The 12,462-nt window shown below is 65.8% G+C and carries 9 protein-coding genes; 8 read left to right on the plus strand and 1 reads right to left on the minus strand.

Annotated elements, in window-relative coordinates:
- The first annotated feature begins 69 nt into the window (after positions 1–69).
- The 8 genes from U5768_RS14230 to U5768_RS14265 all read left to right on the plus strand — a co-directional run bounded on the left by U5768_RS14230 (position 70) and on the right by U5768_RS14265 (position 11,716).
- A complete protein-coding gene (locus U5768_RS14230) occupies positions 70–1,296 on the plus strand; it encodes an efflux RND transporter periplasmic adaptor subunit (protein WP_322031041.1) in 1,227 nt (408 codons plus the stop codon).
- Positions 1,297–1,439: 143 nt separating this feature from the next.
- The gene (locus tag U5768_RS14235; RefSeq protein WP_322031042.1) at positions 1,440–4,625 is read left to right on the plus strand and encodes an efflux RND transporter permease subunit; all 3,186 of its coding nucleotides are present in this window, start codon (positions 1,440–1,442) and stop codon (positions 4,623–4,625) included.
- A 23-nt stretch (positions 4,626–4,648) separates the two neighbouring features.
- Positions 4,649–6,208: an efflux transporter outer membrane subunit gene (locus U5768_RS14240; RefSeq protein WP_322031043.1), complete on the plus strand. Its 1,560-nt coding sequence runs from the start codon at positions 4,649–4,651 to the stop codon at positions 6,206–6,208.
- 206 nt (positions 6,209–6,414) lie between these two features.
- Complete coding sequence (locus U5768_RS14245) at positions 6,415–7,263, plus strand: MetQ/NlpA family ABC transporter substrate-binding protein (RefSeq protein WP_322031044.1); 849 nt, start codon at positions 6,415–6,417, stop codon at positions 7,261–7,263.
- 31 nt (positions 7,264–7,294) lie between these two features.
- Positions 7,295–8,410 carry a methionine ABC transporter ATP-binding protein gene (locus U5768_RS14250; protein ID WP_322031045.1) on the plus strand — a complete coding sequence of 372 codons (1,116 nt, stop codon included), beginning with the start codon at positions 7,295–7,297 and terminating at the stop codon, positions 8,408–8,410.
- Positions 8,403–9,059 (plus strand): methionine ABC transporter permease, encoded by a 657-nt coding sequence (locus U5768_RS14255; protein WP_322031046.1) that lies wholly within the window; start codon positions 8,403–8,405, stop codon positions 9,057–9,059. The genes U5768_RS14250 and U5768_RS14255 overlap by 8 nt, the downstream gene beginning before the upstream one ends.
- A gap of 88 nt (positions 9,060–9,147) precedes the next feature.
- Positions 9,148–10,338, plus strand: a complete 1,191-nt coding sequence (locus tag U5768_RS14260; RefSeq protein ID WP_322031047.1) for an acyl-CoA dehydrogenase family protein — start codon at positions 9,148–9,150, stop codon at positions 10,336–10,338.
- Positions 10,339–10,390: 52 nt separating this feature from the next.
- Positions 10,391–11,716 (plus strand): Nramp family divalent metal transporter, encoded by a 1,326-nt coding sequence (locus U5768_RS14265; RefSeq protein WP_322031048.1) that lies wholly within the window; start codon positions 10,391–10,393, stop codon positions 11,714–11,716.
- A 132-nt stretch (positions 11,717–11,848) separates the two neighbouring features.
- Here U5768_RS14265 and flhC read toward each other — a convergent pair whose 3' ends face one another.
- Positions 11,849–12,451 (minus strand): flagellar transcriptional regulator FlhC, encoded by a 603-nt coding sequence (gene flhC / locus U5768_RS14270; RefSeq protein ID WP_322031049.1) that lies wholly within the window; start codon positions 12,449–12,451, stop codon positions 11,849–11,851.
- Between the last annotated feature and the right edge of the window lie 11 nt (positions 12,452–12,462).

A 12,462-nucleotide genomic window follows, 5' to 3' on the forward strand; every position in this document is an offset into this window, starting at 1 on the left:
GCGAAGCGCCCTTGCGGCGGTGCTGCCGAACCAGTGAAGAACAATCAACCATTATTTCTGGAGTCCGACATGTCACTCTTTTCGCAATCCCGAACCCGTATCGCGCTGGCGGTCATCGCCGTGCTCGTGGTCGCGGGCCTGGGCACGCTCGGGGCTATCCGCCTCGACGCGCATCCCGCCGTTGCGGCGGAGGCGCCGCCCGCACCCGAGGTCGATGTCGCGGCGGTGCTCAATCGCACCATCACCGACTGGCAGAGCTACTCGGGCCGCATGGCGGCCGTCGAGAAAGTGGAGATACGCCCGCAGGTTTCGGGCACGATCGTCTCCGTGAATTTCCGTGACGGCGCACTTGTCAAGCGGGGCGAAACGCTTTTCGTGATCGATCCGCGCCCGTACCAGGCCGCCGTCGATCAGGCCGCGGCACAGCTTGCCGCCGCGCAGGCGCGCACGGGCTACGCGCAGAGCGACTGGGAGCGCGCGCAGCGCCTCATCGGCGACAACGCCATCGCCAGGCGCGATTACGACGAGAAGCAGAACGCCTCGCGCGAAGCGAACGCGAACCTCAAGGCGGCGCAGGCCGCGCTCGAAGCCGCGCAGATCAACCTCGGCTATACGCGCATCGTCGCGCCGGTTGCGGGGCGCGTGTCGCGCGCCGAGATCACGGTGGGCAACGTCGTTTCGGCGGGCGCGAGCGCCGCGCCGCTCACGACGCTCGTTTCCGTTTCGCCCATCTATGCCGAATTCGACGCCGACGAGCAAACCTATCTCGACTACATTAGCCGCATGAAGGATGGCTCGAAGGTGCCTGTCGAACTGGGCCTTGCGAACGAGTCGGGCTACTCGCGCACGGGCACGATCGAGTCGGTGGACAACCGTCTCGACACTACTTCGGGCACGATCCGCGTGCGCGCGCGTTTCGACAACGCCGACGGCGCGCTGGTGCCGGGACTTTACGCGCGCATCAAGGTGGGCGGCAGCGCCCCGCATCCCGCGCTGCTCGTGGACGATGCGGCCATCGGCACGGACCAGGACAAGAAGTTTGTGTACGTCGTGGACAACAGCGGCAAGATCGCATACCGCACCGTGCAAACCGGCGGCCAGCAGGGCAACCTGCGCGTGATTCTGGGCGGCCTGAAGGCGGGCGACCGTGTGGTGGTGAACGGCACGCAGCGCGTGCGCCCCGGCGAGGCCGTGCGCTCGCATATGGTGCCGATGAACGGCGACCCCGACGCCGGTTCTAGCGATTCGGCCAACGCGGCAGCGAACTCCGGCGCGAAGGTAGCCAGGACGTCCTGACGAGCGGCGGGCGTATGCGATTGCCGCATGCGCCTCGCCGTCGATAAGGATCACTAAGCGTAAAGAATTCGCGTAAAGAATTCGCCTCAAGGCTTCGCCTCAAGGATTCGCGCCAAATTGAGCGTCATGAAAAAGAGCAACCCATGAACATATCGAAATTCTTCATCGACCGGCCGATCTTCGCGGGCGTGCTGTCCGTGCTGATCCTGCTGGCCGGCGTGATCGCGCTGTTCCAGTTGCCGATCTCCGAGTACCCCGAGGTCGTGCCGCCTTCTGTGGTGGTCCACGCGCAATATCCGGGCGCCAATCCGAAGGTGATTGCCGAAGCCGTGGCCGCGCCGCTGGAAGAACAGATCAACGGCGTCGAGAACATGCTGTACATGCAGTCGCAGGCCAATAGCGACGGCAATCTCACGCTCACGGTCACGTTCCGCCTCGGCACCGACCCGGACAAGGCCACGCAACTCGTGCAGAACCGCGTGAACCAGGCGTTGCCGCGCCTGCCGGAAGACGTGCAGCGCCTCGGCATCACGACTATCAAAAGCTCGCCCACGCTGACGATGGTGGTGCACCTGATCTCGCCGGACAACCGTTACGACATGACGTACCTGCGCAATTACGCGCTGCTCAACGTGAAGGATCGTCTTTCGAACATCCCGGGCGTGGGCGAGGTGCAGTTGTGGGGCTCGGGCGATTATGCCATGCGCATCTGGCTCGATCCGCAGAAGGTGGCGCAGCGCAATCTCACGGCGAACGACGTGGTCAACGCGATTCGCGAGCAGAACGTGCAGGTGGCGGCGGGCGTGATCGGCGCGTCGCCCAGCGTGCCCGGCACGCCGTTTCAGTTGAGCGTGAACGCACGCGGCCGTCTGCGCACGGAAAGCGAGTTCGGCAACATCATCGTCAAGACGAACCCGGATGGCGGCGTGACGTACCTGCGCGATATCGCGCGTATCGAGCTTGCCGCTTCGGAATACGGCCTGCGCTCGCTGCTCGACAACAAGCCGGCCGTTGCGCTCGCCATCAACCAGGCGCCGGGCGCGAACTCGCTCGCGATTTCGGACCAGGTGCGCGCGGCGATGAAGGAACTCAAGCAGGACATGCCGGCGGGCGTGGATTACCGCATCGTCTACGACCCCACGCAGTTCGTGCGCTCCAGTATCGAAGCGGTCGTGCATACGTTGCTCGAAGCGATCGCACTCGTCGTGATCGTGGTGATCGTGTTCCTGCAGACGTGGCGTGCCTCGATCATTCCGTTGATTGCGGTGCCGGTGTCTATCGTGGGGACGTTCTCGCTCCTGCTCGCGTTCGGATTCTCGATCAACGCGCTGTCTCTGTTCGGCATGGTGCTCGCCATCGGTATCGTGGTGGACGACGCCATCGTGGTGGTGGAAAACGTCGAGCGCAACATCGCGAGCGGCTTGTCCGCGCGCGACGCGACCTACAAGGCCATGCAGGAAGTGAGCGGGCCGATCATCGCGATTGCGCTCACGCTCGTCGCCGTGTTCGTGCCGCTCGCATTCATGAGCGGTCTTACGGGGCAGTTCTACAAGCAGTTCGCGATGACCATCGCCATCTCCACGGTGATCTCGGCGTTCAATTCGCTCACGCTTTCGCCCGCGCTTTCGGCGCTGCTGCTGCGCGGTCACGGCGAGAAGGAAGACTGGCTCACGCGCGCGATGAACTTCGTGCTGGGCGGCTTTTTCCGCCGCTTCAACCGCGTGTTCCAACGCGGCTCGGAAAGCTATGGGCGCGGCGTGAACGGCGTGCTGCGCCACAAGGGCGCGATGCTTGCCGTGTATGTGGTGCTGATCGCGGCAACGGTGCTGATGGCGCGCGTGGTGCCGGGCGGCTTCGTGCCCGCGCAGGACAAGGAGTATCTGATCGCGTTCGCGCAACTGCCCAATGGCGCCGCGCTCGACCGCACCGAGAACGTGATTCGCGACATGAGCGCCATTGCGCTCAAGCAGCCCGGCGTGGAAAGCGCCGTGGCGTTCCCGGGCCTGTCGGTCAACGGCTTCACCAATAGTTCGAGCGCGGGCATCGTGTTCGTCACGCTCAAGCCGTTCAAGGAGCGCAAGGGCAAGGCGCTTTCGGCGGGGGCGATTGCGGGTGCGTTGAACCAGCAGTACGCGAGTATCAAGGACTCGTTTATCGCCGTGTTCCCGCCGCCGCCGGTGCTCGGCCTCGGCACGCTCGGCGGCTTCAAGATGCAACTGGAGGACCACGGTGCGCTCGGCTATGAGGCGCTCAACCGCGCGACGCAGGACTTCGTGAAGCGCGCGGCGCAAACGCCGGAGCTGGGTCCGACGTTCACCAACTATCAGATCAACGTCCCGCAACTGAACGTCGATCTCGACCGCACAAAGGCGAAGCAGCTTGGCGTGCCCGTCACGGACGTGTTCGACACGATGCAGATCTATCTCGGCTCGCTCTACGTGAACGACTTCAATCGCTTCGGGCGCGTGTATCAGGTGCGCGTGCAGGCCGATGCGCCGTTCCGCCAGAGGGCCGACGACATCCTGCAACTGAAGACGCGTAACGCGGCTGGCGAAATGGTGCCGCTCTCGTCGCTCGTCACGGTCACGCCCACGTACGGCCCCGAAATGGTGGTGCGCTACAACTGCTATACCGCGGCGGACATTAACGGCGGCCCCGCGCCCGGCTACTCGTCGGGTCAGGCGCAGGCGGCGGCGGAGCGCATCGCGCATGAAGTGCTGCCGCGCGGCGTGAAGTTCGAATGGACCGACCTCACGTACCAGCAGGTGCTGGCGGGGAATGCGGGCGTGTGGGTGTTTCCGATCAGCGTGCTGCTCGTGTTCCTCGTGCTGGCGGCGTTGTACGAGAGCCTGACGCTGCCGCTCGCGGTGATCCTGATCGTGCCGATGAGCGTGCTGTGTGCGCTGACCGGCGTATGGCTCACGCAGGGCGACAACAACATCTTCACGCAGATCGGTTTGATGGTGCTGGTGGGGCTGGCTTCGAAGAACGCGATTCTGATTGTCGAGTTTGCGCGCGAGCTTGAACACGACGGGCACACGCCGCTCACGGCCGCCATCGAGGCGAGCCGCCTGCGTCTGCGTCCGATCCTGATGACGTCCATCGCTTTCATCATGGGCGTGGTGCCGCTCGTGCTCTCCAGCGGCGCGGGTTCGGAAATGCGTCATGCGATGGGCGTGGCCGTGTTCTTCGGCATGCTGGGCGTGACCGCGTTCGGTCTGCTGCTCACGCCGGTGTTCTACGTGGTGCTGCGCACGCTCGCGGGCGGCAAGATTCACGTCGCGCAGAAGGACAATGCGCGCAAGCCTCAGTCGATGGTGGATGCCTGATGCGCCAAGGGAGAATGATTAACATGACTAACGAATCAAGTTTGCGCCATGGCGGGACCGCTGAGCCGGGAGCGTGGCGTCTGGCGAGAATCGCGGCGAGCGTCGCGCTCTTCGCGTGGCTCGCGGCGTGCTCGGTCGAACCGACGTACAAGGTGCCCGACGCCGCCGTGCCCGCCGCTTACAAGGAAGCGCCGCAGCAAACGCAGAGCGCGAATCCGCACGACGTGGGCACATGGACGCCCGCGCAGCCCGCCGACGCCGCCCATCGCGGCGAATGGTGGACGGTGTTCGGCGACCCGACGCTCGACACGCTCGAACAGCAGGCGCTCGAAGCGAACCAGGACCTCAAGGCGGCCGCCGCGCGCGTGCAGCAGGCGCGCGCCGTGACGCAAGCCGCGCGCGCCTCGTGGTTCCCGTCGATCGACGCGGGCTTCGGCCCCACGTACGAGCGCGCCTCGCCGGCTTCGCTGTATCTGCCGCAGAACCAGAATGTGCCCGCGCAAACGCTGTGGCGCGCGCAGGCCACGGCGAGCTATGAGGTCGACCTGTTTGGCCGCGTGAGTTCGAACGTCCACGCCGCGCAGGCGGACGCGCAGCAAAGCGAGGCCTTGTTCCTCTCAGTGCAGCTCGCCTTGCAGGCCGATGTCGCGCAGAACTACTTCCAGTTGCGCCAGTTCGATTCGGATATCGATCTGTACCGCCGCACGGTGTCGCTGCGCGAGGACGCGCTCAAGCTCGTCGAGCGGCGCTTCAAGGAAGGCGACATCAGCGCGCTGGACGTAGCGCAGGCGCGCAACGAACTCGCGAGCGCACGTGCCGATGCGGTGGGCGTCGCGCGTCAGCGCGCGGCCTCGGAGCACAGCCTCGCGATTCTGCTCGGCAAGGCGCCCGCGGATTTCGCGTTCCCCGAAACGCCGCTTGCGCCCGTGATCGTGCAAGTGCCGCCGGGCTTGCCTTCCACGCTGCTGGAGCGCCGCCCCGACGTCGCCGCCGCAGAGCGTGCGATGGCCGCTGCGAACGCGCGCGTGGGTCTTGCGAAGTCGGCGTTCTTCCCGCAGCTCAACATCACGGGTGCGGCGGGCTTCGAATCGGCCACGCTCGGCGACCTCTTCATGTGGTCGAGCCGCGCGTTCCTGCTCGGGCCGCTCGCGGGCACGGCGCTCACACTGCCGCTTTTCGACGGCGGCCGGCGCAAGGCGAATCTCGCCCAGTCGCGCGCGAAGTATGAAGAGGATGTCGCGCAATACCGGCAACAGGTGCTCGTGGCCTTCCGCGAGGTCGAGGACAACCTTTCCGACCTGCGCCTGCTCGACGACCAGATTCGCGAGCAGAACGACGCGGTGAGCGCTTCGCAGCAGTCGGCGCATCTTTCGCGCACGCAGTACGAGGAGGGCGAAGTGAGCTATCTGAACGTGATCGACAGCGAACGCACGGTGCTCGTGTCGCAACTGCAGGCCAGCCATCTGCAGGGCTCGCAGGCCGTGGCCACCGTGAACCTGATCCGCGCGCTTGGCGGCGGCTGGGGCGACGCGAAGCCCGGCGAAGGCGCGCCGCCGCCTCCCGCGCCGCTCGCCTCGCGTTAGTCTTAGCGCTAATCCGCGCATCAAACCCGCGTGTAAAGCTCGCCGCCTGTGCATATCGCAGGCGGCGATTTCCTTTGCGCAATCGCTTCGTAGACCCGGCCGCGCCACGCCCCTATCATCATCTGGACCCATCTGGAGCCAACGCGATGGGCCTTCATCGCGTCGCTCCTCATTGAACGAAATCCAACTTCCATTCGAGGAACGCGATGATCCGTGCCGTGCGCGCCGTGGGGCGCCATTCTTCCTTTCAGCGCGTTTTTCCGTGGTTTGGGCTGCTGACGGCGCTCGCCGTGACGCTTGCGGCCACCACGGCGGGCGCATACGCAGACACGCCCACGCTCAAGATCGGCATTGCCACCACGCCGCAAACGCCCGCGCTCCAGGAGGCCGCGCGCGAGGCGAAAGCCCAGGGCGTGGACGTAAAAATCATCGAATTCACCGACTGGAACACGCCTAACGCCGCATTGGCGAACAAGGATATCGACGTCAACTACTTCCAGCACACGCCATTTCTGGAAAACGCCGAAAAGCAGGGCGGCTACAGGTTCGTCGCCATTGCGCCGGGCACGATCATGAAGATCGGCCTGTATTCGAAGAAGGTAAAACGTTTCGAAGACCTAAGGGATGGCGCGACGGTCGCCATCGCGAACGATCCCGTGAACGGCGGGCGCGGTCTGTTGCTGCTGCAGCGCGCGGGCCTCATCACGCTCAAGCCGGGCGTGGATTATCGCGCCACGACGCTCGACATCGTTGCCAACCCGAAACACCTCAAGATCGTTCAGCTAGAAGCGTCGCAACTCGCCCGCTCGCTCGACGATGTCGATCTCGCGCAGGGCTACCCGAGCTTCATCAAGCTCGCGGGCACTATTGATCCGAATAGCGCGCTGCTCTTCGACGGCGTGGAAAACAAGGCGTTCGCGATCCAGTTCGTCGTGCGGCCCGAAAGCGTGAACGATCCGCGCATTCGCAAGTTCATCGACATCTACCAGCATTCGCCGGCCGTGCGCAAGGAACTCGACAAGGCCTTCGGCAACCTTTACGCCGTCGCGTGGTAACGCGCGCGCAATTCACGCACGAGGAGCAGCGATGATGAAATGGTTCGGGGCGGCGCGCTTCATCGAAGCGGGGCCGGCGGCGGGCGAGGCGGCGCGCCATGCCGATGCGTCGGCGCCGGCGGTGGTGTTCGAAAACGTCGGCAAGACCTACGCGGCGGGCGCACCCGCGGCGCTCGCGGGCGTCGACTTGCAGGTGGCGCGCGGCGAGGTGTTCGGCATCATCGGGCGCAGCGGCGCGGGCAAGTCCACGCTGCTGCGGCTCGTGAACGGGCTCGAAAAGCCCACGAGCGGTGGCGTGCGCGTGAACGGCGTGGACGTGGGCGCACTCGACGAGCGCGCGCTGGTGGCGCTGCGGCGGCGCATCGGCATGGTGTTTCAGCACTTCAACCTGCTTTCCGCCAAGACCGTGCACGACAACATCGCGCTGCCGCTGAAAATCGCGGGCGTGCCGAAAGCGGCCATCGAGGCGCGCGTGAACGCCCTGCTCGAACTCGTGGGCTTGAGCGAGCGCCGCGACGCGTGGCCCGCGCGCCTTTCGGGCGGCCAGAAGCAGCGGGTGGGCATTGCGCGCGCGCTCGTACACGAGCCCGACATCCTGCTGTGCGACGAAGCGACTTCGGCGCTCGACCCGGAAACCACGCGGGCCATTCTCGCGCTGCTGCGCGACATCAACCGGCGCCTGGGCGTCACCATCGTCCTCATCACGCACGAGATGGAGGTGATACGCGACGTGTGCGATACGGTCGCGGTGATCGAACGCGGCGAGGTGGTCGAGCAAGGGCCGGTCTGGCGAGTGTTCGGGAATCCTCAGCATGAGGCGACGCGCGCGTTGCTGCATACGCCCGGCCACGAGTTGCCCGACGATCTGGCGGCGCGCATTCACGCCTCGCCGCGAACGAGCGCGCACGCGCTGTTCGACGTGCGCTTCACGGGCGAAGCGGCGCAGGAGCCCGAACTCGTCACGCTCGCGCAGGCGTTCGGCGCGCAGGGCGTGCGGTTCGTGCACGGCGGCATCGAGCGGATTCAGGGGCGCGCGCAAGGGCGGCTGGTGGTTTCCGCGCCGGTGCAGAGCGCCGCCGAAGCCGCGTCGCTCGCCGAACGCGCGCGCGGGTATGCGAGCCGTGTGGAGGTGCTGGGCTATGTCTGATGTGTGGATTACCGAACTGCTCGAAGGCATACGCGACACGTTGTTGATGGTCGGCGTATCGGCGATATTCGCACTCCTGATTGGTATTCCGGTCGCGCTGCTGCTCGTCACGACCGCGCGCGGCGGCATCCTGGAGCGGCCCGCGCTCAATACGACGCTGGGCGCGCTCGTCAATGCGTTTCGCTCCACGCCGTTCATCATCCTGCTCGTGGCGTTGCTGCCGCTCACGCGTTTTCTCGTGGGCACGACCATCGGCGTATGGGCTGCCGTTGTGCCGCTCTCTATCGCGGCCATTCCTTTTTTCGCGCGCGTGGCCGAAGTGAGCTTGCGCGAAGTCGATCGCGGCTTGATCGAGGCGGCCCAGGCCATGGGCGCGCAGCGCCGCCATATTGTGTGGCATGTGCTGCTGCCCGAGGCGCTGCCCGGAATGCTCGGCGGATTTACTATCACCGTGGTGGCAATGATCGGTTCTTCGGCCATGGCGGGCGCCGTGGGCGCGGGCGGTCTTGGCGATCTCGCGATCCGCTACGGCTATCAGCGCTTCGACACGACGGTCATGGTCACCGTAATCGTGCTGCTGATCGCGATTGTCGCGGCCGTGCAGTTTGCGGGCGACGTGCTGGTGCGGCGTCTTTTGCGGCGAACTTGAGAGAGGCGCAAGTCGATCGATCTGACGCGCGCGCAGCCTCTTGCTGCGCGCTTCGCTTTTATTGGCATCTCATTCGGAAAACATGAGCATGAACGGAGCACGGCGCCCACGCGGGCAAGAACAGGACACGCGCTTTACGGCGCTGCTCGAAGCGCTGCGCGCGAACGCGGCGCAACGCGATCTCGCGGGCGGCCACGCGGGGCCCGAAAAGCAGCGCATTGCCGATGCCGGGCTGCTCACGCTCGCGGTGCCGCGCGAATTCGGCGGCCAGTTCGGCAAGGATGGCGTGCGCTGGAGCGACATCTACGCGACGATCCGCGCGCTCGCGCGCGTCGACAGCGCGCTTGCGCATCTGCTTGGCTTCCAGTGTTTGCAGGTGGCGAGCGTGGAGTTGTGGGGCAATGCCGTGCAGCGCGAAAAGTGGCTGCAAGGCACGGTCGAACATCGCTGGTGGTGGGGCAATGCGGTGAATCCCATCGACACGCGGCTCGTCGCGCAGCCCGACAAGGCGGGCGGCTGGCGCCTGCATGGCAAGAAGGGATTTTGTTCGGGCACCTACGGATCGCAGATGATGACTGTGAGCGCGCACGATCCCGCCACGGGCAGCCCGGTATTCGCGGTCGTGCCGACTACGCGCGCCGGGATCGCGGTGCACGACGACTGGGACCCGATCGGCCAGCGCCAGACCGATAGCGGCACGGTGTCGTTCGAGAACGTGGAAGTGCGCGCCGGCGAAGTGCTCGAGCGCCCCGATACGCCGCGCGCCACGCTGCGTACGCTGGTTTCCCAGGGTGTCCTGACGAATCTCTTCGTGGGCCTCGCCGAGGGCGCGCTCGAAGAAGCGCGTGCTTACGTGCTTGCGAACGGCCGCCCGTGGGTCAATGCGGGCGTGCAGCACGTGGCCGACGACCCGTTCCTCCAGCAGCGTTTTGGCGAGATGCGCGTGCAGTCGCTCGCGGCGGCAGTGCTCGCGGATCGCGCGGGCACGCTGCTCGACGCCGCGTGGGACGAGGGCGACGCCTTGAACGCGGCCACGCGCGCCGAACTATCGCTGGCGATTTCCGAGGCGAAGATCGTTGCGCACCGCGCCGCGCTCCACGGCGGCGAGCAGCTTTTCGAGGCGTGCGGCGCGCGCGCCACGGGCGCGGCGCTGGCGCTCGACCGCTTCTGGCGCAACGCGCGTGTGCACACGCTGCACGATCCGCTCGACTACCGTTTGCGCGACGTGGGGCGCTTTACGCTCTTGAGAGAAGCGCCGCAGCCGACGCTGTACACTTGAGGGCCCGAACGCGGCATGGGCCGCGACGCGTCAACCCTTGAGGATCGAACCGTTGGAGTTCCGACTACCGACCACGGCCACGGCGCCTTTTTGCCCGTCCGAAGTGCAGGGCAGCATCGAAGTTTCGCCGCGCGCGCCGTTCTGGAAGAAGTTCTGGCAATTCGCGGGTCCCGGCTTGCTGGTCTCGATCGGGTATATGGACCCCGGCAACTGGGCCACCGACATCGAGGCGGGTTCGCGCTACGGTTACAGCCTTCTGTTCGTGGTCGTGCTGTCGAGCCTCGCGGCCATCGCGCTGCAATGCCTGTCGATGCGCCTTGGCATCGTCACGCAACGCGATCTTGCCGAGCTTTCGCGCGAACGCTATTCGCGGCCCGTCGCGCTTGGCCAGTGGGTGCTCGCGGAGCTGTCGATCATCGCGTGCGATCTGGCCGAGGTGCTGGGCGGCGCGCTCGCCTTTCATCTGCTGCTAGGCGTCTCTCTGATGGTGGGCGTGGCGCTCACCGCGTTCGACACGCTCATCGTGCTCGGCCTGAAGGGCAAGAACTTTCGCTCGCTCGAAGCGATCATGGCCGGGCTCATTGCCACCATCGGTCTTGGCTACGTGATCCAGCTCGCGCTCGTGAAGCCGCACTGGCCCTCGGTGTTCGCGGGCGCGGTGCCGTCGCTGCACGCCATATCTTCCGTGGAGCCGCTGTATCTGGCGATCGGCATTCTCGGCGCGACCGTCATGCCGCACAACCTCTACCTGCATTCGTCGATCGTGCAGACGCGCGCCGTCAAGCGCGACCCGGCCAGCCTGAAGCAGGCCATCGGTCTTTCGCGCCTCGACACGATCGTCTCGCTGCTGATCGCGCTTCTCATCAACGCGGCCATCCTGATTCTGGCCGCGGCGGCGTTTCACGCCAACGGCCATACCCAGGTCACCGATATTGAACAGGCCTACAAGCTGCTCGCGCCGATCGTCGGCACGGGCGCGGCAGCCGTGCTGTTCGCGATCACGCTGCTCGCTTCGGGGCAAAGCTCGACGTTCACGGGCACCGTGGCGGGCCAGGTCATCATGGAAGGCTTCCTGCAGATGAAGATTCCGTGTTACCAGCGGCGGCTGATCACGCGCGTGCTCGCGCTGATTCCCGCTTTCGCGGGCGTGGCGCTGCTCGGCAACGGCGCGGTGAGCAAGCTGCTGGTGGCAAGCCAGGTGGTGTTGAGCCTGCAACTGCCGTTCGCGCTCTGGCCGCTCATCCGCATGACGAACGACCGTGCGCTGATGGGCGAGTTCGCGAACCGGCTCCCCACGCGCGCGCTGGCGTGGTTTCTGTTCGCCGTGATCACGGCGGCGAACCTGTGGCTCGTCTGGCAGACGTTCAGCGGAAATTAAAGCGGGGAAGATGTAACAGGCGCGCCAGGAAAGGCGGCATTGGAAAGCGCTTCGCCGTCCGATGCGCTCAGGCATCGGACGGTTTCGCGTCTTGGTCTCTCGTCCGGTTGAGCCGGATCTGCTCTCCTACGCTTATGCAGCCTCGGCAATGCCATCCGACGTTACCACTGCCGGAAGGTCGCTCTCGGTCTGCTCGGCGCCCCGTCGCGCTGCAGCCGCCTTTTTCGTCTTGCCGGCTCGCGATGGAGGCTGGCATGCGCCGCACACGACGTTGTGCTGAAGGTCGTGGCGATGCGCGACGAATTTGCCGCCGCAACGGCAGCAAGGCGTCATCTGCAGAATATCGGCATCGAAAAACCGCACCAGGGTCCACGCACGCGTGAGGTCGAGCGCCGGCTCGGCCCCGCTGTGGCGGCAGTGTTCCAGATACAGCCGGAACCCCTTGGTGAGCGCGTCGAGATGCGAGCAACGCGCTTCGTTCTTGAGGAACAGGTACGTGTTATAGAACAGCGAGGCGTGGATGTTGGCCAGCCACGTCATGTACCAGTCCGCCGAGAACGGCAGCATACCTTTGGGTGGCGACACGCCACGGATCTCGCGATACAGGCGGATCATGCGGTCGCGCGAGAGCGTAAGTTCGCTTTCGAGCACCTGCATGCGCGCGCCCAACTCGATCAGTGCGATCGCGCGGAATACTTCCTGAGCGTCTTCGGTGAGGCTGCGTCGCGTGGTCATGGACGTCACCC

This window comes from Paraburkholderia sp. J76 (assembly GCF_905220295.1).
Lineage (GTDB): Bacteria > Pseudomonadota > Gammaproteobacteria > Burkholderiales > Burkholderiaceae > Paraburkholderia.